At 70.0% G+C, this 23,239-nt stretch carries 26 protein-coding genes and 1 pseudogene; 12 read left to right on the forward strand and 15 right to left on the reverse strand.

Going from position 1 to position 23,239, the window contains the following annotated elements; genetic code table 11:
* Positions 1-33: 33 nt before the first annotated feature.
* Genes ABT112_RS06925 through ABT112_RS06945 form a run of 5 tightly spaced genes read left to right on the forward strand, consistent with a single transcriptional unit; the run spans position 34 to position 5,297 of the window.
* Positions 34-954, forward strand: coding sequence for a metal ABC transporter solute-binding protein, Zn/Mn family (locus ABT112_RS06925; RefSeq protein ID WP_351506385.1), 921 nt, complete (start codon positions 34-36; stop codon positions 952-954).
* Positions 954-1,838, forward strand: a complete 885-nt coding sequence (locus tag ABT112_RS06930) for a metal ABC transporter ATP-binding protein (protein ID WP_351506523.1) — start codon at positions 954-956, stop codon at positions 1,836-1,838. The genes ABT112_RS06925 and ABT112_RS06930 overlap by 1 nt, the downstream gene beginning before the upstream one ends.
* Positions 1,835-2,767, forward strand: coding sequence for a metal ABC transporter permease (locus ABT112_RS06935; protein ID WP_351506387.1), 933 nt, complete (start codon positions 1,835-1,837; stop codon positions 2,765-2,767). The genes ABT112_RS06930 and ABT112_RS06935 overlap by 4 nt, the downstream gene beginning before the upstream one ends.
* Before the next feature lie 11 nt (positions 2,768-2,778).
* Complete coding sequence (locus ABT112_RS06940) at positions 2,779-3,108, forward strand: DUF1490 family protein (RefSeq protein WP_351506389.1); 330 nt, start codon at positions 2,779-2,781, stop codon at positions 3,106-3,108.
* 2 nt (positions 3,109-3,110) lie between these two features.
* Positions 3,111-5,297 (forward strand): heavy metal translocating P-type ATPase, encoded by a 2,187-nt coding sequence (locus ABT112_RS06945; protein WP_351506390.1) that lies wholly within the window; start codon positions 3,111-3,113, stop codon positions 5,295-5,297.
* A 149-nt stretch (positions 5,298-5,446) separates the two neighbouring features.
* Here the strand turns inward: ABT112_RS06945 and ABT112_RS06950 are convergent, their stop codons facing one another.
* From ABT112_RS06950 to ABT112_RS06975, 6 genes are read right to left on the reverse strand one after another with little or no spacing between them, the layout of a single operon-like run.
* Positions 5,447-5,695 carry a hypothetical protein gene (locus ABT112_RS06950; protein ID WP_351506392.1) on the reverse strand — a complete coding sequence of 83 codons (249 nt, stop codon included), beginning with the start codon at positions 5,693-5,695 and terminating at the stop codon, positions 5,447-5,449.
* An 11-nt stretch (positions 5,696-5,706) separates the two neighbouring features.
* Positions 5,707-7,023: a type IV secretory system conjugative DNA transfer family protein gene (locus ABT112_RS06955; protein ID WP_351506394.1), complete on the reverse strand. Its 1,317-nt coding sequence runs from the start codon at positions 7,021-7,023 to the stop codon at positions 5,707-5,709.
* 37 nt (positions 7,024-7,060) lie between these two features.
* Positions 7,061-7,324 carry a hypothetical protein gene (locus ABT112_RS06960; RefSeq protein ID WP_351506396.1) on the reverse strand — a complete coding sequence of 88 codons (264 nt, stop codon included), beginning with the start codon at positions 7,322-7,324 and terminating at the stop codon, positions 7,061-7,063.
* Positions 7,324-7,641 (reverse strand): DUF6238 family protein, encoded by a 318-nt coding sequence (locus ABT112_RS06965; RefSeq protein WP_351506398.1) that lies wholly within the window; start codon positions 7,639-7,641, stop codon positions 7,324-7,326. Before ABT112_RS06965 ends, ABT112_RS06960 begins: the two co-directional genes overlap by 1 nt.
* A 59-nt stretch (positions 7,642-7,700) precedes the next feature.
* Positions 7,701-9,137: a putative type IV secretion/conjugal transfer ATPase gene (locus ABT112_RS06970; RefSeq protein WP_351506399.1), complete on the reverse strand. Its 1,437-nt coding sequence runs from the start codon at positions 9,135-9,137 to the stop codon at positions 7,701-7,703.
* Positions 9,134-9,715 carry an SCO6880 family protein gene (locus ABT112_RS06975; RefSeq protein WP_502975263.1) on the reverse strand — a complete coding sequence of 194 codons (582 nt, stop codon included), beginning with the start codon at positions 9,713-9,715 and terminating at the stop codon, positions 9,134-9,136. The genes ABT112_RS06970 and ABT112_RS06975 overlap by 4 nt, the downstream gene beginning before the upstream one ends.
* Before the next feature lie 194 nt (positions 9,716-9,909).
* Here ABT112_RS06975 and ABT112_RS06980 point away from each other — a divergent pair.
* Positions 9,910-10,040 (forward strand): annotated as a pseudogene (locus tag ABT112_RS06980) (transposase family protein); the annotation flags it as partial.
* A 105-nt stretch (positions 10,041-10,145) separates the two neighbouring features.
* Here the strand turns inward: ABT112_RS06980 and ABT112_RS06985 are convergent.
* Genes ABT112_RS06985 through ABT112_RS07005 form a run of 5 tightly spaced genes read right to left on the reverse strand, consistent with a single transcriptional unit; the run spans position 10,146 to position 14,693 of the window.
* Entirely contained in the window at positions 10,146-10,682 is a 537-nt protein-coding gene (locus tag ABT112_RS06985) for a P-loop nucleotide/nucleoside kinase family protein (protein WP_351506401.1), read from the reverse strand.
* Between the two features lie 54 nt (positions 10,683-10,736).
* Positions 10,737-11,600: a glycosyltransferase family 2 protein gene (locus tag ABT112_RS06990; RefSeq protein WP_351506403.1), complete on the reverse strand. Its 864-nt coding sequence runs from the start codon at positions 11,598-11,600 to the stop codon at positions 10,737-10,739.
* Positions 11,597-12,832 (reverse strand): glycosyltransferase, encoded by a 1,236-nt coding sequence (locus ABT112_RS06995; RefSeq protein WP_351506405.1) that lies wholly within the window; start codon positions 12,830-12,832, stop codon positions 11,597-11,599. Before ABT112_RS06995 ends, ABT112_RS06990 begins: the two co-directional genes overlap by 4 nt.
* Positions 12,829-13,533: a hypothetical protein gene (locus tag ABT112_RS07000; protein ID WP_351506407.1), complete on the reverse strand. Its 705-nt coding sequence runs from the start codon at positions 13,531-13,533 to the stop codon at positions 12,829-12,831. The genes ABT112_RS06995 and ABT112_RS07000 overlap by 4 nt, the downstream gene beginning before the upstream one ends.
* Entirely contained in the window at positions 13,530-14,693 is a 1,164-nt protein-coding gene (locus ABT112_RS07005) for a glycosyltransferase (protein ID WP_351506410.1), read from the reverse strand. Before ABT112_RS07005 ends, ABT112_RS07000 begins: the two co-directional genes overlap by 4 nt.
* Positions 14,694-14,839: 146 nt before the next feature.
* Between ABT112_RS07005 and ABT112_RS07010 the strand changes: the two genes are divergently transcribed.
* The 3 genes from ABT112_RS07010 (at position 14,840) to ABT112_RS07020 (ending at position 17,094) form a co-directional block, all read left to right on the forward strand.
* Positions 14,840-15,814 (forward strand): helix-turn-helix domain-containing protein, encoded by a 975-nt coding sequence (locus ABT112_RS07010; protein WP_351506412.1) that lies wholly within the window; start codon positions 14,840-14,842, stop codon positions 15,812-15,814.
* A complete protein-coding gene (locus ABT112_RS07015) occupies positions 15,811-16,380 on the forward strand; it encodes a peptide deformylase (RefSeq protein WP_351506414.1) in 570 nt (189 codons plus the stop codon). The genes ABT112_RS07010 and ABT112_RS07015 overlap by 4 nt, the downstream gene beginning before the upstream one ends.
* Before the next feature lie 354 nt (positions 16,381-16,734).
* Complete coding sequence (locus ABT112_RS07020; RefSeq protein ID WP_351506416.1) at positions 16,735-17,094, forward strand: hypothetical protein; 360 nt, start codon at positions 16,735-16,737, stop codon at positions 17,092-17,094.
* Between the two features lie 362 nt (positions 17,095-17,456).
* Here the strand turns inward: ABT112_RS07020 and ABT112_RS07025 are convergent, their stop codons facing one another.
* Positions 17,457-18,152 (reverse strand): hypothetical protein, encoded by a 696-nt coding sequence (locus tag ABT112_RS07025; protein ID WP_351506418.1) that lies wholly within the window; start codon positions 18,150-18,152, stop codon positions 17,457-17,459.
* A 419-nt stretch (positions 18,153-18,571) separates the two neighbouring features.
* Here ABT112_RS07025 and ABT112_RS07030 point away from each other — a divergent pair, with 419 nt between their 5' ends.
* Positions 18,572-18,874 carry a hypothetical protein gene (locus ABT112_RS07030; RefSeq protein ID WP_351506421.1) on the forward strand — a complete coding sequence of 101 codons (303 nt, stop codon included), beginning with the start codon at positions 18,572-18,574 and terminating at the stop codon, positions 18,872-18,874.
* 43 nt (positions 18,875-18,917) lie between these two features.
* Here ABT112_RS07030 and ABT112_RS07035 read toward each other — a convergent pair whose 3' ends face one another.
* Positions 18,918-19,760 (reverse strand): MerR family transcriptional regulator, encoded by an 843-nt coding sequence (locus ABT112_RS07035; RefSeq protein WP_351506423.1) that lies wholly within the window; start codon positions 19,758-19,760, stop codon positions 18,918-18,920.
* A 334-nt stretch (positions 19,761-20,094) separates the two neighbouring features.
* Here ABT112_RS07035 and ABT112_RS07040 point away from each other — a divergent pair, with 334 nt between their 5' ends.
* Positions 20,095-20,589 (forward strand): hypothetical protein, encoded by a 495-nt coding sequence (locus ABT112_RS07040; RefSeq protein ID WP_351506426.1) that lies wholly within the window; start codon positions 20,095-20,097, stop codon positions 20,587-20,589.
* A 226-nt stretch (positions 20,590-20,815) separates the two neighbouring features.
* Here the strand turns inward: ABT112_RS07040 and ABT112_RS07045 are convergent, their stop codons facing one another.
* Complete coding sequence (locus ABT112_RS07045; RefSeq protein ID WP_351506428.1) at positions 20,816-21,328, reverse strand: hypothetical protein; 513 nt, start codon at positions 21,326-21,328, stop codon at positions 20,816-20,818.
* 63 nt (positions 21,329-21,391) lie between these two features.
* Positions 21,392-21,937 (reverse strand): DUF6328 family protein, encoded by a 546-nt coding sequence (locus ABT112_RS07050; protein ID WP_351506431.1) that lies wholly within the window; start codon positions 21,935-21,937, stop codon positions 21,392-21,394.
* A gap of 419 nt (positions 21,938-22,356) precedes the next feature.
* On the opposite strand from ABT112_RS07050, the gene ABT112_RS07055 reads away from it, so the two are divergent.
* Entirely contained in the window at positions 22,357-23,037 is a 681-nt protein-coding gene (locus ABT112_RS07055) for an HhH-GDP family DNA glycosylase (RefSeq protein WP_351506434.1), read from the forward strand.
* Positions 23,038-23,239 lie beyond the last annotated feature (202 nt).

A 23,239-nucleotide genomic window follows, 5' to 3' on the forward strand; every position in this document is an offset into this window, starting at 1 on the left:
CCGTTTCGGTTACCGATTGGTTGGGAGGGCGCGATGCGGGTGTCCTCGGTGCGCGGCCCGCTTGTGCTGATGACCGTGGCGCTGGCGTTGACCTGGGGCTGCGCAGGCTCCCCCGAGAACTCCGGGAGCGGCACTTCCTCTCCCGTCATTCCGGTGGTCGCCTCGACGAACGTGTACGGCGACATCGTCGAGCAGATCGGCGGCGAGCACGTCGAGGTCGTCTCGATCATCAGTGATCCGTCGCAGGATCCCCACGCGTACGAGGCCAGTACGCAGAACCGGCTGGAGCTGTCCAAGGCGAAGGTCGTCGTCGAGAACGGCGGCGGCTATGACGACTTCGTCGGCAGGATGCTGCACAGTGCGAAGAACTCCTCACCTGCTGTCATCAATGCCGTGCAGGTCTCGGGGAAGACACCGTCAGCGGGCCCGGAACTCAACGAGCACGTCTGGTACGACCTTCCCACGATGGGGAAGCTGGCCGACCGGATCGCGGCCGCCCTGGCCCGGACCGCCCCCGCTGACGCCGACGTCTTCCGGCGCAACGCCGAAACGTTCAACGACAGGTTGACGGTGCTGGAGAACAAGGAACAGCAGATCAAGGCGGACCACGGGGGTGCCGCCGTGGCAGCCACCGAGCCCGTTCCCCTGTATATGACCGAGGCCATGGGACTGCGGAACAAGACGCCGGCGGACTTCAGCGAGGCTGTGGAGGAAGGCGATGACGTTTCCACGCAGAGCCTGCAGCAGACGCTCGCGCTGTTCACGGATCAGCAGGTCAAGGCATTGATCTACAACAAGCAGACCACCGGGCCGCAGACGGAGAAGGTCAAGGCGGCAGCCGAGGGCAACGGAATCCCGGTGGTCGCGGTGACCGAGACCCTCCCCCAGGGCGAGGACTACATCAGCTGGATGACGGCCAACGTCGGGGCCGTCAAGAGCGCACTGGACAGATGATGGAACGCACGGAGACCGACACCCCACTCTCCCGTCCGGACCGAGCCATCGGGCGGCCCGCGGACCTTGCGGCACCGGTGCTTTCCCTGCGGGACGCGGCCCTTGCCTACGGGGACCGCGTACTGTGGCGCGGCTTGAACCTGGACATCCGGCCCGGTGAATTCCTCGCCGTACTGGGCCCGAACGGCTCGGGCAAGACCAGTCTGCTGCGCGTGCTCCTGGGCCGGCAGCAGCTCACCGCAGGATCGCTCACCGTCCCTGGCTGCTCCCCCCGAAACGGCGGGCGGCACATCGGCTACGTTCCTCAGCAGACGTTCCAGCCCGCACACACGCTGCTGCGCGCCCGTGACCTGGTGCGCCTCGGGCTGGACGGGCATCGATGGGGACTGCCGCTCGCCCGCCGCGCGGTGCACCGCCGTGTGGACGACCTGCTGGCTGCGGTCGGCGCGGCACCGTACGCGGATGTGCCGGTCGGACGGCTCTCCGGCGGCGAACAGCAGCGCGTCCGCATCGCACAGGCGCTGGCCACCGATCCGCGGATCCTGCTCTGTGACGAACCTCTGCTCTCCCTCGACCTGCACCACCAGCGCACCATCACCGGCCTGGTGGAAGAGCGGCGCCGCTCCACGGCCACCGCCGTCGTCTTCGTCACGCACGAGATCAACCCCGTCCTGGGCCTGGTGGACCGCGTCCTGTATCTGGCCAGGGGCGGATACAGGATCGGGCCGCCGGAGGACGTGATGACCTCCGGCACCCTGTCGGATCTCTACGGCACGCAGGTCGATGTCGTCCGCGTCAGGGACCGGATCGTGGTGGTCGGGGCGCCGGATGCCGGCACCGGCCACAGCCACGCCGATGGGGCGGAGGGGGGAGAAGACCAGTGACAGGGACCGGGGTGGGGCTGCTCGCCCGGAGCGGGGAGGACACCAGCGTCTGGCATCAGATCTTCAACTTCGACAACTACGGCGAGTTGCTCGGCCTGGTGCAGAACTCGCTGCTCGCCGGGGTGCTGCTGGGCCTGGTCGGCGGGCTGGTCGGGGTATTTGTGATCATGCGGGATCTGCCGTTCGCCGTGCACGGCATCAGTGAACTGTCCTTCGCCGGCGCCTCGGCCGCGCTGCTGCTCGGGGTGAACATCGTCGCCGGGTCCATCGCCGGATCCCTGATCGCAGCCGGAGCGATCGGTGTACTCGGCGCCCGTGCCCGCGACCGTAACGCGGTCATCGGCATCATCATGCCGTTCGGACTGGGCCTCGGTGTGCTGTTCCTGTCCCTGTACGAGGGGCGGGCGGCGAACAAGTTCGGCCTCCTGACCGGCCAGATCATCGCCGTCAACACTCCGCAGATGGCCTGGCTCCTCGGTACGTCGGTGGTGGTGCTGATGGCCCTCGCCATGGTCTGGAGGCCGTTGACCTTCGCCGGCGTCGACCCGGACGTGGCCGAGGCACGGGGCATCCCGGTACGCGCGCTGTCCCTGGCCTTCATGCTGGTCCTCGGCCTCGCGGTCGCCCTGTGCGTGCAGATCGTCGGTGCGTTGCTGGTCCTCGCGCTCCTGGTCACCCCCGCGGCCGCCGCCGCGCGCGTCACGGCCTCTCCCGTGCTGCTGCCCGTGCTGAGTGTCGTCTTCGCGCTGTGCGCGATGGAGGGCGGAATTCTGCTCGCGCTCGGCAGCAGCGTCCCCATCAGCCCGTACGTCACGACCCTCTCGTTCCTGATCTACCTCGGCTGTCGGCTGACGGAGGCGCGGCGTGCCCGGCGGACGCCGGCCCCGCGGCTCGGCTCGCCCCGGACCGCTGTACGGACGCACACTTGAAGGAGCCGGTCATGACGGAAGGAGTTCGTATGCACCCCGTCGCACTCGTCGGCGTCGCAGCCGGACGGCTCGCTCACTATGCGGTCTCCGGAGTGGTGGGCGCCCTGATCGTCAAAGGCGCCGCCAAGCGCGCCCCCGAGGCAAAGCCCGCCGCCCGCAAGGCTGTCGTCGGCGGCCTGGCCGGCGGAATCGTGGCCGGCCGGTGGCTGGCCTCGGCCGCGGAAGAGGCCCGGCTCAAGGCCGGTGATGTCCTCGCCGAGGCCCGTACGTCTCTGGGCGAAGAAGTCCCGCCGCCCTCCGCGGTAGCCACCGAGGACCATGACCACGGGCATGAGCACTGACCATGTCCGGCGTGACGGTATGCTCCGTGGCCGCCGGCCGGGCCCGGCTGACCGTTCCCTGGGTACGCGCCCGCCCGGGCAGTGCCGGACTGGTCGATGAGCGCCTGACGGGCATCAGCGGCTTCCGCGCCCTGAGGATCTTCCCCCGCACCGGCAGCGTGGTGATCTGGATGGCGCCGGACCGCCTCGACGTGGACCGTCTGGTAGCCGCACTCGAAGAGGCCCCGCCCCCCTCCGCGCCCGCCAAGCCCACCCGCTCCACACCCGACTCCTCCACCGGCGAGCTGGCCCGGCTGGTCGTCGGCGGCGCGGTCCTCGCACTCGTAGCACTGCGCCGACTGCTCAGGCGCCCCCGCATCACCGCAGGATCCTCCGGCTTCCTCGGCGCCATCACCCTCTTCACCGGCCTGCCCTTCTTCCGCGGCGCCCTGCGCTCCCTGCGCGGCCGAAGCCACCCCGGAACCGACACCCTTGTCACCGCGGCGACCGTCATCTCGCTCGTACTGCGCGAGAACGTCGTCGCCCTCACCGTCCTCTGGCTGCTCAACATCGGCGAATTCCTCCAGACCCTGACCCTGCGCCGCACCCGCCGGGCGATCGAGGAACTGCTCACCATCGGCGAGGAGCGCGTCTGGCTCGTACGGGAGGAAGGCGTCGAGGTCGAGGTGGCGCTCGAAGACATCGCGCCGGGCGACCTGGTCGCCGTGTACGAGCACCACCGGATCCCGGTGGACGGGCAGGTCCTCAGTGGCGAAGCCCTCGTCGACCAGGCCGCGATCACCGGCGAGGCGCTGCCCGTCTACGCACACGCCGGCGCCGAGGTCTACGCCGGGACCATCATCACCTCCGGCTCACTCGCCGTCCGTGCCACCGCCGTCGGACGGGACACCACGGTCGGCCGGATCATCAGCCGGGTCGAGGAAGCACAGTCCGACCGGGCGCCGATCCAGACCGTCGCCACCCGCTTCACCCAGCGCTTCGTCCCCGTCTCCTTCGGCCTTGCCGCTCTGACGTACGCCGTCACCCGCGACGCCCGCCGCGCCATGACCATGCTGCTGATCGCATGCCCCTGCGCGGCAGGCCTGGCCACGCCCACCGCCATCAGCGCCGCCATCGGCAACGGCGCGCGGCGCGGCACCCTCATCAAGGGCGGCACCCACCTGGAGGGCGTCGGGCGGGTCAGCGCCGTCGTCTTCGACAAGACCGGCACCCTCACCTTCGGTCGGCCGCTGGTCACCAGCGTGGTCTCACTCAGCGAGAACTTCACCGCCAACGAGGTCCTCAGCCTGGCCGCTTCAGGAGAGCTGCACGCCCGGCATCCCCTCGCCCAGGCCATCGTCGAGCACACCGAGGAGCAGCATCTGCACGCCCCCATCCACCAGGCATGCGAAGTGGTCCTCGGCATGGGCATGCGCGCAGAGCTCGACGGCACCCGGCTGCTGGTCGGCAGTCCCGCACTGCTGCGACAGCACGGCGTCGAGCTGACCGAGGAAGCCCAGGGCTGGACCGAGCGGTTGCGCGGCAACGGCGAGACCGTCATCTGCATCGCGCACGACGACGAGCTGATCGGTCTGCTCGGCGTCTCCGACGCCGTACGGTCCGGGGCCGGCACCGTCATCCAACAGCTCAGAGAACTGGGGGTTTCCCGTCTCGTGCTGCTGACCGGCGACGCACCCGAGACCGCCCAGGTAGTCGCCGACCGGCTGGGCATCACCGAGGTGCACGCCCATGCCCTGCCCGAAGCGAAGCTCCAGCTGATCCGCGATCTGCAGACCGAGGGCCACACGGTCGCCATGGTCGGCGACGGCACCAACGACGCCCCCGCCCTGGCCCTCGCCGACGTCGGGATCGCCATGGGAGCCCACTCCTCTCATGTCGCCCTGGAGACCGCCGATATCGCGCTGCCGGGAGACGACCTGCGACAGGTCGCCGCCGTCGTCGAACTCAGCCGCCACACCCTGCGCGTCGTCCGCCAGAACTACGGACTCGCCATCGGCGTCAACCTGATGGGCCTGGTCGCCGGCGCCGGCGGCTCCATCAATCCCGTCCTCGCGGCCCTGCTCCACAACACCAGCAGCATCGCCGTTGTCGCCAACTCCGCCCGGCTGGTCAACCACACTCCGCATCTCCCGCAGCCCGCTGACGACTTCTTGACCGCGGCCCCGCTGGAGGACCGCCGGGTGCACTGACCCGCCTGAGCCGTGGTCCGGGCGCACGCGTGACTCGCGGACGTTGTGGGCGGGATGGCCGCCGACACCACCTTCGCCGTTGCCGTCTTGTGGTGATCACCCTCTTTGCGCGTTCCGCAGTGGGCCCCTCTTGTTGCCTTGCGGGTTGATCATTTTTGAGTGGTCATGTCAGGTCGAGCCTCGGAAGTCTCCCGCGCGGCGACCTTCGTGAGCACCTGCTCCGCGCCGTCCAGAGTCAGCCGCATCGTTCCGTACGGTCCCACCGCGTACCCGGTGCGGTGACCGTGCAGGTGCAGTTCCTCCACTGCCTGAAACTCGGCGTCGACCTCCGGCACGTCCTCCGGCGGTACGAGAGCGTGCAGTTCCTCAGCCCGCTTCCAGCCGAGATCGCGGAGCACGGTTCGAGCCGCTACCTGCTCCCAGCCGCTTCGCGCAATCCGTCGAGGCGGGTGACGACAGGAGGGAGGTTGTCCGCGAGCACCAGGGCGTGGCCCTCGGGCAGAGCCCGGATCTCGTCTGGGCGCAGGACCGGTTCCAGTGCCATGTGCGTGGCGGTCGAGTGTCCGCCGCGGTCTCCTCCGGTCGTGGTCTTCGTGGTGCGCGCGCGCTCGACCTGGCCGCACAGGTCGGACGTGTCCTTGAGGAAGGCAGGGTCCTTCGCTCCGCCGAAGACCACGACGTGGTTGGTGAACGACGCCAGCTCGTTCGCGGTGTCCTCGCCGAAGCGGGCGCGGGCGGAGGCCCATCCTTGAAGGCCGTAGATCACCGTGATGCCGCGGCCTCGGCCGTCGGCGACGCGTTGGCGAAGGGAGGGGATCGGCGCGATGTTCGGTGCCTCGTCCAGGGCGGCCAGGAGGGGCGGGTCGAGACGCCCTGCCGGGGACGCGATGGCGTGGGCCTCGGCGAGGTCCAGCAGGTCCTCGGCTATCGCCGTGGTCAGCGGCGCGACGCTGTTCACCTCCGAGCCCTTGCCCAGCAGGAAGATGGTGCCTTGTGCGTCGAGGAATTCGCGGAAGTCCGTAGGGCTCTCTCCGTCGCCTTGGAGCGCGCGGATCACCGACTGGTGCATCAGAGGTTCGAGCGCTGCATCGAGCGTCGAGGCGGTGTTGCCGACGGTACGGCTGTCGCCTGTGGTCGCGGTTCGGAGCATGTCCGCCCAGCCGGGGCCGGCGCCGGGGTGGGCGTTGAGGATGCCGAGCGGAGCGGGGTCGGTGAGCTTGCGGGCCCACTTCAGCACCCAGTCCAGGTCAGCGCCGTCGAGGGCGGCAGCGTGGAAGAACGCGGCGAGGATCTTGGATGCCTGGCCCTTGTAGAAGGCGCTGCCTTCGCTGGACTGCGCCGCGGACCCCGGGATCCGGGAGCCGGCGACGAACGCCTTGGCCCTCATCATCGCGACTTCCGTTTCGGACGCGCCTGTGATCGGCGTCCAACGGAACCGCGGCAGGGAGGGGGCGATGTTCTGAGGGTCGAAGACCATGACCGGGCGGCCGTCGCGCCGACGTGCATCCAGGGCCAGTTCGACCAGGTCAGGCTTGGTCGAGGTGGCGAGGACCGGCCCGGTCCAGTTGCGGATGGTGGGAGCGAAGAAGCGCAGAGTCTTTCCGCTGCCCATGGGGCCGATGACCCGGCACGCCTTGTCCGCGCGGGACCACAGCTCTACGCCCTTCGGACGTTGCGAGGTCCCCAGCGAGTAGCCGAAGTCGTGAGGATCGAGGGGGTGGCGCATGACGTGCTCCGGGGAAGATACGAGGTGAGTGGGCGGGTCAGGATCCGGCGGAGCGGTTCTTCGCGAAGCTCACCGTTGACGTGCGGGCGGGGTGGTCTGCGTCGCGCGCGAGGGAGGGCCGGATCTCCGTAGCTCTCACGACGGCCTTGGCCGACATGTGGCGCTTGAGGTGGGCCTTCGTAGCGAACCCGGCGTTGCGTCGGCCCCGGTTCGTCAGGACCCAGACCGTCACCAGGGCCACCGCGCTCATGGCGGTCAGGGCGTACAGGGCAAGGGAGATGGTGCTCGGCAGGAAGTCCACTACTCGGCCCTCCGGGCGACGCGGGCCGCGAGGTAGCGCATCCGTCGGCCGCACAGCCGGGAGAGGGACGCGTGGGGCCCGGCGCAGCGCGGCGGAGCTGTGTGGAAGGCGCTGTGCAGGTCCTCCGCAGCCCGCCAGATGTGCGATACGGCCGTGCGCACGCGGCCACCGGCGGCGGAGTAGTCGCCGTGGTCCAGGGCCGTGGCCAGTGCTTTGGTGCGCCGGGCGAGTTCGAGGGCATCGGCGTGCAGATGGTCGATGTCCTGTCGCGCCGCGTGCTCGTCGGTGGGGAAGGTGGTCTCGAGGTTGATCGTCATGGAGGGGACGCGCTCCGAATCTGCGGGGGAAAGGTCGGTGGCGGAGAGCCGGGGGCTGGTCATTCGGCGTCCGGGGAGGTGCTGGTGAGGTCGGTCATCGAGCCGGAGGAGAAGCAGAGGTGCTGCTCGGCTTCGACCAGGAGGTGTTGGACACCGGGGTAGATGACGTCGCCGACCTTCCACAGCGCGATCCCGCGGCGCAGCCGCATGATGTGCTCCGCCGTCCAGGACGGCAGGCCCAGCCGGGACACCGTCGCCTCTGCCTCCGATTTCTTCTGCGAGTAGATGACGATGGTGTCCGCCATCGTCAGGGCTGCTTGGGTCTCCGGGCTGTCATCGATGTCCGACAGGTGGTGGACGATGAAGATGCAGCTCAGCCCGTAGCCCCGAGCGAATTTCAGGAACTTCTCCAGAAGCGCTGCGAGTTGAGGAGTCCCGAGGATGTGCCACGCTTCCTCGCAGACGAGGATGCGCTTGCGCTGGGTGTAGCGGCGGCAGCCCGTTTCGGGGTTCGGCCCCAGTTCCCAGGCTCCGGAGTTCGCATCGAGCACGACGCGGTCGTGCTGTCCCGGTTCCGTCCCGCACTCGCACAGCGGGCGCAGCCAGACCTCTTCGAGGAAGACGCTGATGACAGCGACGAGGATCGTCATGGCGACACCGCCGGACGGCACCTTCGTCAGGTCGAAGACGATCATGTCGGCGTCGAGGTCCACACCGAGGCTCGTCGGTCCGTCGAGCATGCCGGTGAGGTCGCCGGTCGCGTCCTGTTCGGTCCCGCAGAGCCGGTCCAGTACATAGGACGCCTCCAGACCGTCACCGAGGAGTTCGTCCCGGGTCCGCTGCTTGTCCGTGGCGTCGGACTCCTCCGGAGACCGGAGTGCGGCGGCGACGTCCGCGAGGACTGGCGTGCGGCCGAGGTCGCCCGCCCGTTGGTGGGCCCGGCGGATCGCGATGCGCAGCGCGGAGCCGGCGAACTCGTTCAGGGACTTGCCGAGGCCGAGTTCCACGATCGTCCGCACCAGCTCGATCTGCCGCTTGCCCGCGATGGCGGGGTCCATCGGGTTGATGCACGAGGCACCGCGACCGCCGCCCGGGGCGAACTTGACCGGGGTCTTGCCGGTCAGCGAGCGGCCGAGCGCGGCCCACTCGCCCTCTTCCCGCTCCTTCTGTTCTTTGGTGTCGAGCACGACCACCTGACGGCCGAGACGGATCTGTCGCGCCGTGTACGTCTTGGTGAGCGCCGACTTCCCCCGGCCGGTGTCGCCCATCACGATCATGTTCCCGCCGGGCAGGCCGTCGCCGAACGCCGAGAACGGGCAGTAGATGAAGGCCTTGCCGGAGTACAGCTCCCGGCCGATGATCGCGCCCGCGGAGCCGAGGGTCGGTGGCGCGATGGGCAGATACAGGGCTTGGCTGGTGGTCGTCTCCGTATAGAGCGGGCGCCGCACCGTCTCGTGCATCGGGGACAGCGGGGCGAGGTCGAGCAGGTCAGTCACTTGATGCCTCCGGCGAGGGGGAGGGTCGTGGCGAAGGCGCGAGCGTGTTCGAGGTCGAGCCATTCGATCCGGAGGCGGGCATTGCGGGCACGGGAAGCGGTCGTCCGCTTCGAGCGCTCCAGCTCCTCGGCGCTGCGGGAGGAGATGGTGATGTAGCCGACGACGGCGGAGCCGGCCGCGCCGGAGGAGGCCAGGGCCATGCCCCGTGATCCGGTGGCGCTCGCGGCAATCTGGTCGCGCGGGTCGATGTTCTTTCCGTGCCTACGGTCGCGGTCCATCTCCGCCTGGTTGTTCGTGTCCTCCGCGAGCATCCGTTCCACGGCCTTGTCGTTGGGCTCCAGTTGCTGCGTGATGGAGATGGTGCGGATCACGTCGGGCATCCCGATGAGCAGGGGCGACAGGAAGTCGGGGCCCACGGGCGTGGTGGGCCACCCGACGACGGCAGCCGTGGCGTGGAACCAGCTGTCGGTGGAGCCTGCGGCCCGGGTGGCGACGTGGGCGCCGTTGCGGACGTCGACGTTGCGGGGGAAGGCGTGCGCCTGCGCGATCAGGTGACCTGATCGGGCCTGATGACCCACCTCCGCTCGCGCGGAGAGAACGTCAGAGACGGGCAGGCGGCGGAGGAATACACCGACCCACCTCCGCTCGCGCGGAGAGAACGTGCTGACCCCCTCGGGCGGCATGCACCTGTACGACCCACCTCCGCTCGCGCGGAGAGAACCCTTCCCGACCTGCGGTAATGATGGGCCTTTGCCATTTCGTGATCTGCCTGCGCCAAGGACGGCCCTCCGGGTGCGACCGCATTCTGATGGCCGCAGCGTACTGGCGCATGAACTTGACGATGCGCCAGCGATAGCGTCGCTCTTCGGGATCTTCAAGTCGGCCGCCGGCCGAACCATCGAGCAACGCCCGGCACATTTGACGCACTTGGCATCGCCGCCCCCGACTGCCCAGGTCCCCGTCTCAGAGGAGGAGAGGACCCTTCGGCGGCCATGTGAGGTGACGGGCTCAGCCCCGGCGAGCGTCACGGAGCGTCGTCATGAGCGCGTCGACGTCTCCGCTGTAGACGATCACCTGCTCGTCCTCGGCGGGCGTATCGAAGCGGGCGAAGAAGTCGTCGAGGGCTTCAGGGGTGACGGTCAGGGCGTTGGCATCCTCGCGCTCGTTGCGGCCGGCCAGGCGGCGCAGCAGCTCGTCGCGTTCGGCAGGGAGGTAGACGACCAGGGGGTGGCCGCCCGCTTCGCGGGCAGCGTGCCGCCAGGCGTCGCGCTCGGCGCGACGCCACAGCCCGTGGTCCAGGACGACGTCGTTCCCCGCCTCCAGTTCTCTGACGAAGCGTGCCCGGGTCGCCTCGACCACGGGCCGCTCGCGCTCGAAGTAGGAATGTTCGGGGTAGTTCACGCCGTATCGGCCGTGGAGGCGGTGGACCTCCTCGTCCACGGACAGGCGGACCACGCCATGGCGGGCGAGGGCCTGGGCGAGGGTGGTCTTGCCGGAGCCGGTGATGCCCACCAGGAGCACCGCCTGCGGTGTGTCGGCAGCCACGTCGGCTCTCCCCCTCTCGGTCGTTCGCAGCGCCCCCATTCTCGCGGGTTTGGCCTAGCTGCGCTGGTTTTCGGCCAGGCCGGGCGGGCGCCAGCGGGTGACGATCGAGCCAGCCTCGGCTGCCCAGCCGTCCGGCATCCGGTCGAGGGTGACGTTGCGGAAGCGGAGGCTGGGGTCGGCGACGTTGATGCGGCCACCATGTTGGTCGATGTGGTCCAGCAGACGTCCGGCCTCTGTACGGACGGCCGAGGTGTCCTCGGTCCATTCGCCCGAGCTGAACTTCGCCACTCGCTGTCGCAGGTCATCCGCGACGCCCGAGCGCCATTTGAAGTGGTGCACGCAGGCCAGGGAGTCCGGGGCGGGCTTGTGGCCGGGTGCGCGGTGATTTCCGGGTGCGAGAGCTACCTGCGAGCTGGCGAGGACGATCTTGCGGGGGTCTCCGTGGAGGAGCCGGTGGGTGAGGTGGCCGCCGAGCGGGAAGGCACGGTCCAGGCCGTTATGGGGCTGCCAGGGGCTGAGGCGTCCGTCGGGAGAGACGCGGTCGAGCATCAGCCCGCCTACGACTGTGCGGCCGGACGCCTCCGCTGTGGAGATCACGCGGTCGATGGGCTCGGTGTGGTGGTGGAACTCGTCGGAGTCGGCGATCAGGTGCCAGCCGGGCCCGGCCTCGTGGCGCAGGGCGTCGCGCAGGTCAGAGTGGATGCGTTCATGCCAGGGGCCGGTGTTGACGTGGGACGGGCCGTGGCCCAGCGCACGGCTGGTCTCCAGCAGCTCTTCCTGACGGCCGTCGGGGACATGTGAGGTGAAGTGGAAGGCGATATGGAATCGCTCGATGCCCAGGGACCGGTAGTGCGCGGTCCAGGCAGTCAGCAAGTCCGGTTCGACGGGCCCGATTACGGCGATCAGTGCGGGAATCACGGCCGCTCCTTGATCAGGTCGTGGTAGAGGTCGGTGAGGAAGGCGGCCTGCTCGGCAGCCGGAGCCATGCCCAGCACACGGCCGTCGCCAGGTGCCGGCGTGGCGAGGGGCCTGGTGGCGAGCCGGTCGAAGGCTGCGGCGAGTCCGGCCGGGTCACCGGCGGGGAACACTCTCGCCCAGGACCGTCCGGCCAGCTGTGCAGTCAGATGCGGGTCATGGTCGGAGACGAGGAGTGGCACGCCGTGGCGGGCGGCGTCCATGGCGAGCCCGGACTCCTTTCCCTCCCCGGGCCGGCGGGCGACCAGCACGGCGCTGGAGGCTGCGTAGATGCGCCGCAGGTCCGTCTCGGCGACTGGTCCGCGCACGATGTGGGCGCGGATCCGCGGCAGGGACTGCCATCGATGCAGCACGGCTTCGTCCAGCGGGCTGCCGGTGAGGACCAGGAGGTGCAGCGGTGTGCGCACGCGGGGAAGCGCGGCGTCGATGGTGGCGATGTCCTTGCAAGGCCACCAGGAGCCGACCACGGACACTGCCACCGCGTTGCTGGGAATACCGAAGGCCTCACGGGCGGCGGTCCGTTCGGCGTCGGTGAGCCGACTGCCGTCGTCGACCGCGAAGGCTCGCACCATGCCGGGCAGGCGGGGGAAGGCAGCGGCGTGTTCCTCCCGCACGGCCGCCGTGGGATACAGCGCCATCACCCGCTTCTCGCCGCGCTGGGCGAGGCGACCGAGCAGCCGGACCGGGGTGTCCTCGGTGGTGACCTGCTCGTGGACGAACCGGAGGTGCGGCTGGCCGCCCAGGAGGGCGGCTGCTCCGTGCAGGGCCTCGCTGGCAGTGAGCACCACCACGCTCGCAGGGTCTCGTACGAGCCTACGGGCGGTATGCAGGCACGCGGCCTCGGTCAGGCACCGGGCGACGAGCGTGACCTGGTGCGGTGCCCGGCGTAGGGCAAGCGGCCACCGTCGCGAGGCGAACGCGCGCTGCCCGGCTCTCGATACGGCCAAGGCTCCCCGGGCGGCGGCCAGTAGTACGGCAGCCATCGGGCCGCGGGCGCCGCTGACCAGCCGGGTGCCGGCCGCTCGGAGCGGCGCCGGGTCGGCGGCCAGCCCGGACGGAGTGATGACGACGCTTCCCGGCCTGGCGGTGGCGAGGGCGGCCAAGGTGGTCTGGTAGTGCCCGCCGAGCCGGTGAGCGTTCGGCTCGATCAGCACGAGAGGGCCGCTGCCGCTCATCCGGCCACCGCCTGGTCGCCGTGTGCGGCCGTGAACTGCCGGCGCAGCCAGGCAGGGTCGTTCAGCAGACCGAACCGCGCCGTGCCCCGGGCGGCGTCTCGGGCGAAGGTGATGCCCTCATGGGCTCCGGCGGCGGCGTAGGCGGCGAACTCGCCGCTGCGGCTGGCTGTCCAGGCCTCCACCCGCTGCCGGGCGTCGTCGTCGGCCATGCCGTACTCGCTGCCGCGGGCGAGCATCGCGCACTCCCGGAAACCGGCCTTCCAGGCGTGGAAGGGGCTCTGATTGAATCGCGTGATCCCCGCGGTCTCCTGGGTGAACTCGATCCGGCCGGGCAGGGCGGCCAGGACGTCCACGGCCTCGCCCATCTCGCGCAGGGCGCTGCGGCGGATCAGTTTGAGCCCGCCGTAGCCGTAGGTCAGGCCGTTGACCGGGTTGACCGCCCGCCACACCCGCATGGACAGCCCCTCGGCCAGCGGCTCGACGGCGGCCGGGTCGAAGGTGGGGTCGATGGCGAAGTCGCCGTCGGCGAGGAAGAACTGCTCGCGGTCCACGAGTTCGGCGCACAGCCGGTAGGCCCTGCGCATCCCATGAACCCCGTGCAGTCGCTTGACCGTGCCGCACAGCGTCCGCTGCAGCCGGGAGTGGAGGGAGTCGGCCATCGGCTCGTCGTAGGACAGGAAGACGGCGTCGAAGCTTGTCACGAGATGGCCTCCAGGTAGCGGGCGGCGACCAGGGTGGGGGTGAAGTCGGCGGTGGAGGCGTGGGCCCGCTTGGCGTGCACGGCGTGGAACTCGGCGTCGGTGGCCAGGCGTTCGGCCACGGCGAAGGCCTCGGCCGGGGTGGTGAAGCACAGCTCGGGGTCGATGTGCTCGGCGAGCCAGCCCAGACGCGGGGAGATGACCGGCAGGCCCATGCCCTGGCAGTCGATCACGCTCATCGACCAGGGGCAGCCGGGGCGGAACGGGGCGATGCCGAAGCAGGCTCCGGCCAGCAGGCTCTTGTAGCGGACGCGGTCACCTCGGTCGGAGACGACCTGCACGTGCGGCAGTGCGGCCAGCCTCTCGCGCATCTTCTCGGGGCTGTCGTCCAGGCTCTGCCGTTCGGCCCGACGCCGGCCGAACAGGTCCATCACCCGCAGCCGGAGGGTTCCGGAGGACACCAGGTGACGGGCCAGGTCGACAAACTGCTCGCTGCCGTAGTGCGCGTACAAGCGGTGGTTGTAGACGCCGATCGCCCCGCCGGGACCGGAGGCGGCGGCCCGGGTGGTGGCCGGGTCGCGCACCAGGCGCTCATCCCGCGGGGCGGCCACCACCCGCAGACGGTCACCCAGGTCCATGGCCAACCGGGCGGCCAACGCCGAAACCCAGGAGGCGGCCGTGGCCGAGTGCACCATCACCCGGTCGCACGCGGCCAGGCCGGCGGCGAACGCCAGCAGCACCGGCCTGCCGAGCCCGGCATCGTTCAGGGACGGATCCAGCAGGATCTGGTCGCCCTCGCTGAAGGAGAACGGCAGGTAGTGGCAATACCCGGCCAGCAGCGCATCCGATCCGGCCTCCAGCAGGGCCGTGCGGACCGCCGGGGCCTCCTCGATCTGGTTGGCCACCACCACATCCGGCCGCTCAGTCCGGATCAGTGCCACCAGCTCGTCGATGTCCGCCGAGAACCGGGCTCGGTACTTCGTCCCCGGCGTCCGCGTGCGGTGAAAGCCGCAGCGGGTATCCCCCGCCGGCGCCGGAGCCGCGACGGCCACCTCGGCCCCGGCATCCGCCAGAGCCGGAGCAAGCAGGTCCGCGAAGATCCATCCTGAATCAGCGGACAGCCGGTCGGGGTTGGAGATGTTCAGCAGATACAGCACACGCATGGGGCGTCGCCTCCTCAAGTGCCCGGACAGGTCGATCCGGGGCGGTGAGGGAAGGAAAGCGGCGGCGCACACCGTGACGGGATGATGAACTGGGATCACTCACGGTTCATTCATGCTCACTGAAGATGACACGGGGTGGGGCTTCGATGGACGGGCGCAGCGAGGAGACCACCGCCGAGCAGGCGGCTGAGGACTTTGCGGCCGAGGTGGCACGGTGGCGGGAAGTGCGGGGCATGTCCAAGCGGGCACTGGCCCAGGCGATGGGCTTCGACCCGTCGTACGTCAGCCACATGGAGTCCGGCCGTCACAAGCCCAGCGAGGAGTTCGCCCGGCTCGCCGACAAGGCCCTCAACGCCGGGAAGGCCATCTGGCGGCGGTGGTGCGACTACGAGCAGGCTCGCATCTGGAACCGGCGGCCGTCCGCGGCGCAGCCGGCCCCGCGCAGGCCCGAACAGCCGTACGCCACCGGCTCCGCCCTCATGGTCGAGCACGACGCCGCCCGCCTCCAGTACGACGGCCGCTCCTACCGCCTCACCATGCGCCGGCTGCTGCGGAACACCGGTACCGAACCGGTGACCCGCTACCTGATTCGCATCTCCGTTGACCGCTACCCCGGCGACCCGGAACGGTCCAACGCGCACTACCGAGCCCATCCGCTGACCTGGGATGAACTCGACCTCACGGCCACTTGCCGCGGCGAGCCGATGCGCTGGCAGGCCAAGCACGACCGCGACGCCTTCAAAGAGCTCTGGCTGCTGTTCGACAACGAAGACGGCCGCTTCCGTCTCTACCCGCGCGAGTGCGTGTGGATCGAGTACGCCTACACCGTCGGCGACGACAAGTGGGGCAACTGGTTCCAGCGGGCCGTCCGCCTGCCCACCGAACAGCTCGAAGTCCAGCTCGCCTTTCCCGCCGCCCTCGACCCGGTGGTCTGGGGCACCGAGACCTCGATGACGGCCGAAGCCTCACCGCTGCGCACTCCGCCCGTCCGCAGCGACAACGGTGAGCTACGGCGGTTCACATGGATCACGACCTCACCCGCTCTCCACGCTCGGTACCGTCTTGAGTGGCGGTTCCGGGCGCGTCCCGAACGCGACATGAAGAATGAGGAGTTCAGGTGACTGACGTGCGGCCCAGCCAGCGCATGCGAGACCTTGGAGTCGTCCAGCACGACGCCGGCATCCTCGCCGAACCAGCCCGAGCCTTCGACCTGCCGGCCGAGCGTGACGAAGCCGAACGCATCACCGACGAGCTGTTCGCCGCCATGGCACGGATCGGCCAGGTCCACCCCTTCGCCAAGGGAATGGGCATCGCCGCCCCACAGATCAACATCGGCCGCGCGGCAGCCATCGTCCAGCCACCGGGCGACGCGCCTCCCATCGTCCTGCTCAACCCGAAGATCACAGACCGCTCCTCCGAGATGGACGAGCAGTACGAGGGCTGCCTCAGCTTCTTCGACGTCCGCGGCCTCGTCCCCCGGCCCCTGAGGATCACCGTCGAGACCGTCGCCCTGACTGGCGAGACGGTCACCACCGTCTACGAACGCGGACCCGCCCGCCTCATCGGCCACGAGGTCGACCACCTCGACGGCCTGCTGTACACCGCCCGCATGCGGACCGGCCTCGCCCCGATCCCCGTGGGGGAGTACCGGCAGACCGGACGGGCCTGGGCGTACGAGGACGCCTGACCGCCCCATTCCAAACTCTTGGCACGAGAGCTGACGCCTGCGCGGGTCATGGCTGCCCGGTGGCTGCAGGGCGCACGCCCGCCGCTCCCCGGGGCCGTTGGGAACTGCGAGTAGGCCACGGTGGTACGTGTGATCGCGGCTGGCCTCTGCTCGCGCGGAGAGAACGTCGCCTCACCGAGGACGTGCCCGACCACCTGAGGTTGACCTCCGCCTGCGCGGAGAGAACGGCGGCATAAGCGCGCTGGGCGAGGTCCGGTTCGGCTGACCTCCGCCTGCGCGGAGAGAACCCCCCCAACGGGGGCCGACACAAACCACCAAGAAGGCCGACCTCGCTCGGCCTTGGGGGACATGGGGGTGACAGAGGGCAAGATGATCGACCTGGAACGGCAGGCCAGCGTCTTCCTGAGTATCACGGAGCACCTGGTCAAAGGGGTGATCCGGCAGAGCAGCCCGAAGCGTCTGGCGGCCGCAGCGGTGGCGGCCGGGGCGGTGGGCGGGGCGCTGTACTGGCGACAGCAGAAGCGCCCGCGAGTCCCCTCGCAGCGGCAGCCGGTGTGGCCGGTGATGTTGGAGCGCGTCTCGACGCGGATGGCCGCACACGCCGATCGACACACCCGCGGCGAGGACCGGTGGGGGCAGGCGGAGCTGGGGACGCCCGGCGACACGCTGCTGCACCGGTCGCCCGGACGCTGGGCAAGTCCCGGGAGCCCCTGACCCGTACGGCGATCGTGGAGCGTCTGGGTGAGGCCGTCCCCGGTGCCGGGGACACCGGGCGGATGGCGGCCGTCCTGGACGTGCTGGTCGCTCACGCGATGGTTCGTGGACGTCACGGGCCGGGGGCACTGGCAGGTCGGCCGCCTCGGCGGCCGGTAACTGGAGAGCGCTGAGCCCTACCGCTAAAACCGGTTTCACTAGCAGGCTGGGTCCCCAGCGGAACCAGCGATAGTTGATGACGCGAGCCCACCAGTACCCCGATTCCGGGCGGGACGCATCTCAATGGCTGGGGTGCTTGACGTAGCTTCTGATTCGGCCGTCACCGACCTCCGGAAGCCGAGCGGTGCGAGGTGGGTCCGGGCTCAGTTGCCGGGCGGCAGCAGGTTCCTGGTCAGGGTAAAGGCGGAACTCGCAGTCGCAAGAAGGGCGTTGACGCGACTGAGGACACGGTTGGCCCGGTCGGTGTCCTGCGCACCGGCCGCGTCCGTCAGGTCTTCGGCATACTCCCGTGCCCTGACCGCCTCCTCGGGCTGGGCACCTTCCGAGTCGGCCGTGAGGGCAGTGGCCAGCTGGTGATACGAGATGCCGGACAGGTCGGCGCTGCTGTCCCGCCCGCTGCTCTGGGCCACCCCGTGAGGGCTGTTGACGTTGACTGCCGCGAAGCCGCCCGCTGAGGCCGTTATGTGCATGGATTCGTCACTGATCCCTGTCCACATGAAGTGCTTCCGGTACTCGCGCCAGCCCTTGCGAGTGAGGGCGTAGGAACCGAACTTCCATCCCTCGATGCGTACGAGTTTGTGTTTGACGGGTTCCGCGAGGACGAGCAGGGCGTCGGCGCGGTTCCAGTGCCGCTCATCGAAGTAAGGTGCCAGGCGGACTCGGGTGCCGAGGCTCGGAGATCTTCGGCAGATCTCCTGGAACGCCTGCTTCTGGTAGACGTCCAGCCGATCCATGCTGATGGACAGGGCGGGGAGCCGCCAGGCGTGGAGCACGGTTCGGGTCTTCAGGAAAAGTCCGTATGCGGCCGCGGCACACACAGCCAGGACAACAATCTCCACGCGGGCTCCTGATTCTCCCGACTATGCAAGTCCCCTGATTTTATGTCGAGTTGGCCCTCGCGGGAATGGTGAAACCGCCTCGATCGGACTCACCCCTGAAGATACGGACGTCAGGCGCCGATTGGCCTTCGACCGCGCGGAGAGAACCAGCACACGCAACAGTCGGTCGCAGTGATCGGCGGCCCCTGCGGCCAGCCGCTGAGGGCCCGTCTGCCCACTGTGCCAAGTGGGTACCGCCCCTGGGGGAAGCCAGCCTCCCCCAGGGGCTCTGGTTGAGGTGCGCGTTTTACGTAGGGCTGCTGACCGACATCTCCGACCACACTCGAACCAACTGCACGAAGTTCATCGATAACCACATGACTCCGTGGTTCGGAGAACTGTCGGTCTCCGATCGCGGGAGCAGGCTCACTCGCGATCACGTGAGCCAGTGGATCCTGGACCTCCACAACGGCAGGCCCGGCCCCCTTCACCCTCCGGAGACCGCGCGCCGGGCGTACGCGCCGAAGACCGTAGCCAACCTCCACGGCCTGCTCTTCAGCATCCTCCAGTCGGCCGTGGACGCCGATCCGGCGCCCCGGGATTCGAACCCGTGCGCGCACACTCGACTCCCCAAGGGCAACGACACCGAGGACGACGAGGTGTTCCTCGAACCCGAGGAGTACGCCGTTTTGTCGGCGCCCCAGCCGAGGCGGGGGATGACGCCGTGCGCGAGCCACCTGTAGATCCGCCGGCACCAGTTCGAGATCGCCGTGGATGCGCACGCGATCAGCTGCCTGCGGAGAGGTCCCCGTCAAGGAGCTGTGCCGTGAGTTCCATGCACCGCGTCCGGGCCGCGGAGAAGCCGTAGGGCATCTTGGTGACCGCTTCGAAGGCGCTCATCCGGGCGTCCTCCTCACCGCTCGCCTCGGCGTCGCAGATCTCGAAGAGCTGCTCCTCGGCCGCGTCCAGTCCGGCCGCTTCAATGGCCTGGAGCAGGGCCTTGTGGTGGGCGCAGTGCTGCGCGGCGAGTTCCTCGACCTGCGGGTCGTGGGGGTCGACGGTGTCATCGAGGGCGGCGTCGGCCGCGTCGAGGCGGTCTGCCTCGGCCCGTAGATCGGGGTGGGTGGCCAGGGTGATGAACACGCCGGCCTGAATTGCGGCTCCCAGCGGCCCGAAGATCCGTTCCGTGACCAGCAGGGCGTCCAGGTCGGAGGGGCGCAGTGCGTCAGAAGGCAGGTGGCTGAGCCGGTCCGTGACCAAGGGGGAGAGCAAGCCCAGTGGGCTGCCCACGACCCGCAGGCGCTGGACTGCCGCGCGCTGGCGCTTGATGTCGGCCTCCTGGGCGGCCAGGGTCTCCTCCAGTCGGCCCAGGACGTCCTCAACGTCCCGGGCTTCGTCGAAGGCGGCCCGCATGTCGTCCAGGCTGATGCCGGCCTCGGACATCTTGCGGATCCACAGCAGGCGGATCATGTCGTCGTAGCCGTAGCGGCGGCGTCCGTCTCCGCCTCGCCCGGGCTCCGGCAGCAGACCGATCTGGTGGTAGTGGCGAATGGCGCGCGGGGTGGTCCCGGCGAAGGCGGCGGCATCACCGATCTTGACCTCGCGGGGAGGCGTGATGGAGGGGTGCATCGCAGACAGGGCCTTTCGTGCTGTGGTGCCCTCGACGACACCACATGCCGCTACGGCATATGCAACTACACACCACCCAGATCCTGACGGGCCATCGGGCGGTCCTCGCTATTGGTGTCCCGTACCAGGACAGGCCCGGAATGGGTGGGGAGATCCGTCGAGCAGGTCTGATGGCCCCCCGAGCAGGGGGTTGGGGATTTTCAAGGAGCCCCATCACGCTCGCACGGAGAGAACGGCTCAGCGGGTGCGGGTCGAGTGCTGCGCGCCGACCCACCTCCGCTCGCACGGAGAGAACTCCTCGATGGACAGCGTCGGCTCGGGCTTGTGAGGGCCGGTGTCGTTCACGATCCGTGGTGCACAGCCCCACGCAGGACACACCGTTGACATCGACGAGTGCGTCCCTCTGACCGTTCAGTGGCCGGGCTACGCACGTCTTCGAGAGGCGCCGCAGTCCGTCGTTCTGGATGTTGGCGCATCCTTGGTGGAGGTGAAGACGGACCGCGACAGCGGTGAGGTGGTCGAACTCGTACTGGTCGACGTCGGCCGACCGGAAGACAGCGACCCCCCGCTGCTCGTGCCCGGTGCCATGGAATCCGGTGTTCCACTGATGTCGTACGACGAGTCCATCCAAGACGGCTCTGCGGGTGGAGTCCACCTGTACACGGATGGGCTGCGTGTTCGCTTCGGGGAGGAGGGTGCGGCTCGGGCAGTCGGTGACCCTACAGCTGTGTTCGGATTCTCGGAACTGGGACACCTGGTCGAGTTCGATGTGCGACTCGACCTCGACCGCATGGCCCAACTGCGGACCGTGTGCGGCCTCGTCGGGTGATCTGTTCCTTCGGCTGGGGTGACTTTGGGAACGCCGTGGAAAGACGGGGATCGAGAGTTGATCGATTCGGCCGAGGAGTTCGTCCGGCTGCCCTTCAGCGATGCTCCTGAGGAATACGGCAGGGCGAGTTCTGAGCCCGCGGCCCCGACGTGTGGAGGGAGGTCATCGCAGGGGCATAGCCACTGCCAGTTGCCCATCGCCGACAGAAGGCGGTGTCGAACCCGGTTCAGCCGGTCCGCTCCGGGGAGTGGTTGGGGTCGAACACGCGTGACGCGGCGGCCAGTCGCAGGCTCTCCAGGGTCTCCGACTGGTCCTCGGCCCGGTGCAGCAAGTGCTCGATCCGGTCCGTGTCCAGGCCCGGATGCCGTGCCGACACCCCGAGGAGGGCGCGCCAGAGTGCCGCCTTCCCCTCGACGCCCAGGCGCAGCGATTCGAGTTCGATGACCGTGCTCAGGCCGGAGCGGCGGCGGACCCGGCCGTTCGGCTTGATCCGCCCCGCCTTCTCCGCGGCCCAGCCGCCGTAGATCTTGTACCGGCGGGCGGGGAAGCCGAGCCGGTCCATGATGCCGAGCAGCGCCCGCCGGTCCTCCGCGATCTCGTCGGCGATGCGCCGCAGTTCGTTGCCGTGCGCCGCGCCGCGGTGTTCCCGGGCGATGCGCCGGGAGAGCTCGGCCCCCGCGGTGGAGCCGCCCAGATGGTCGTTGAGGTAGATCCCCAGCAGTGCGGGTGAACGGTCCATGGTGTCCTCCGGGAAGTCCGGTGCGGAAGTTCGGTGCGGAAGTCCGGTGCGGGCGGGCGTGGTTCAGCGGCTGCGCCGCTCGCGGTGCCGCAGCCACACCGGCGGGAGGAACCAGCAGACGCCGAACCAGAGCAGCGCCACGAACGTCAGCCAGACGGCGAGCTGGTTGTCCACCGCCACCCGCAGGATCAGCAGCAGAGCGCAGCTGACCGTGCCGAGCAGCAGCACGAGCCCGGTGACGGTGCAGCGCGAGGCCCACTGGACGGCCTCCGTCTTGAGCCGGTGGCCGGTGAGGATGCGGTGGAAGGAGACGGGGGCGATCAGGGCCCCGGTGGCTCCGGCGCCCAGCATGATGGTGGTGACGTAGATGCCCTTGTCGAAGCTGCCGAGCTGCGCGAAGCGCGGGGTGAAGGCCACGCTGAGCAGGAACGCGAGCAGAATCTGCACACCTGTCTGTGCGACGCGCACCTCTTGCAGCAGCTCCAGCCACAGCCGGTCGGCGCGTTCCTCCCGGCTCTCGTTGCGTCCGGTGCGCCGGGCCGCTCCGGAGCCGTCGCGGCTTGAGCCGTCCCGGCCGGAGTCGTCGCGTGGCTGGGCGTCGCCACTCATTCCGGGCGGGTTCCCTGCCGCGGGGGTCACAAACCGGGTCGGCGGCGCCGGTGCGGGGCCTGCGCCCTGGTCCCTTGAGGGCGCGGGGCCGGTGTTCCGGTCCTTGAGGGTGCGGGGCTGCCGTCCCTGGAGGTGCGGGGCTGCCGTCCCTGGAGGTGCCGGGCCGCCGTCTCCGGAGGGTGCGGGGCTGCCCTCCCCGGAGGTGCGTGCCCGGTGTCCCGGGGGCGCGGGGGCGGTGTTCCCGGGAGGGGCGTGGAGGCGGACGGTCCGCATGAGTGCCCCGTGCGCGGGGCACCCGAGGGACCGGGCCTTGCGGCTCGCCGGGCCATCCCGAACGGTCAGGTGAGACCCCGGAAGGGCAGGTCAGGCCCACCCCGGACGGCAGGTGGGGCGCACCCCGGAAGGGCAGGTGAGGCGCGATGCGCGACCAGTACGACGACCTGGTGCGGGCGCTGCTCGACCGGTGCGGACGGACCTACGCGGCGGAGGCCGGGATCTCGCTGCGGAACACCCCGGCCCCGCTCTACCAGCTGCTGGTGCTGTCGCTGCTGCTCAGCGCGCGCATCCGGGCGGAGACTGCCGTGTCGGCGGCCCGTGCGCTGTTCGCCGCCGGGATGCGCAGCCCCCGGGCGATGGCGCGGGCCACCTGGCAGCAGCGGGTCGACGCGCTCGGCGACGGCGGGTACCGGCGCTACGACGAACGGACCGCCACCCAGCTCGGCGACGGCGCCGACCTGCTGCTCCGGGAGTACGGCGGTGACCTGCGGCGGTTGCGCGAGGGTAGCGGCGGACGCGACGGCGCGGACCCCGCCCGGCGGCTGCGGGAGGTCCCGGGGATCGGCCCCACCGGGGTCCACATCTTCCTGCGCGAGGCACAGGCCGTCTGGCCGGAGTTCCGGCCCTATCTCGACCGCAAGGCGCTGGACGGGGCCCGGCGCATCGGCCTGCCGGCCTCGGCGCAGGAGCTCTCCGCCCTCGTCGACGAGGAGGACCTGCCGCGGCTCGCGGCAGCGCTGGTCCGGGTGGCCCTCGGCAAGGACGCCGCGGAGGAGGTGCGGTCCGCCGCCGGCCGGGCGGGCGAAACGGCGGGGCGGCGCTGAGCGAACCGGGCGGAGGGTGCTGAGTGAACCGGCGACCGGGTGGGTGAAGCGGCGGGGCGGCGCTGAGCGAACCGGGCGGAGGGTGCTGAGTGAACCGGCGACCGGGCGGGTGAAGCGGCAGGACACCACTGAGCGAACCGCCGGCCGGGCGGGCGAACCGGCGGGATTGCCTTGAGCGAACCGGCGAGGGCGGGCCTGAGGC

The sequence above is a fragment of the Streptomyces sp. NPDC002055 genome, from assembly GCF_040296705.1.
GTDB lineage: Bacteria > Actinomycetota > Actinomycetes > Streptomycetales > Streptomycetaceae > Streptomyces.

Coding starts and splice junctions, on each gene's coding strand:
- ABT112_RS07045 (WP_351506428.1), bottom strand. CDS start 21,328: ATGGACCGTTCACCCGCACTGCTGGGGATCTACCTCAACGACCATCTG.
- ABT112_RS06945 (WP_351506390.1), top strand. CDS start 3,111: ATGTCCGGCGTGACGGTATGCTCCGTGGCCGCCGGCCGGGCCCGGCTG.
- ABT112_RS06955 (WP_351506394.1), bottom strand. CDS start 7,023: ATGCGCCACCCCCTCGATCCTCACGACTTCGGCTACTCGCTGGGGACC.
- ABT112_RS06930 (WP_351506523.1), top strand. CDS start 954: ATGGAACGCACGGAGACCGACACCCCACTCTCCCGTCCGGACCGAGCC.
- ABT112_RS06940 (WP_351506389.1), top strand. CDS start 2,779: ATGACGGAAGGAGTTCGTATGCACCCCGTCGCACTCGTCGGCGTCGCA.
- ABT112_RS07010 (WP_351506412.1), top strand. CDS start 14,840: ATGGACGGGCGCAGCGAGGAGACCACCGCCGAGCAGGCGGCTGAGGAC.
- ABT112_RS07005 (WP_351506410.1), bottom strand. CDS start 14,693: ATGCGTGTGCTGTATCTGCTGAACATCTCCAACCCCGACCGGCTGTCC.
- ABT112_RS06925 (WP_351506385.1), top strand. CDS start 34: ATGCGGGTGTCCTCGGTGCGCGGCCCGCTTGTGCTGATGACCGTGGCG.
- ABT112_RS07035 (WP_351506423.1), bottom strand. CDS start 19,760: ATGCACCCCTCCATCACGCCTCCCCGCGAGGTCAAGATCGGTGATGCC.
- ABT112_RS06965 (WP_351506398.1), bottom strand. CDS start 7,641: ATGACGATCAACCTCGAGACCACCTTCCCCACCGACGAGCACGCGGCG.
- ABT112_RS06995 (WP_351506405.1), bottom strand. CDS start 12,832: ATGAGCGGCAGCGGCCCTCTCGTGCTGATCGAGCCGAACGCTCACCGG.
- ABT112_RS07050 (WP_351506431.1), bottom strand. CDS start 21,937: ATGAGTGGCGACGCCCAGCCACGCGACGACTCCGGCCGGGACGGCTCA.
- ABT112_RS07055 (WP_351506434.1), top strand. CDS start 22,357: ATGCGCGACCAGTACGACGACCTGGTGCGGGCGCTGCTCGACCGGTGC.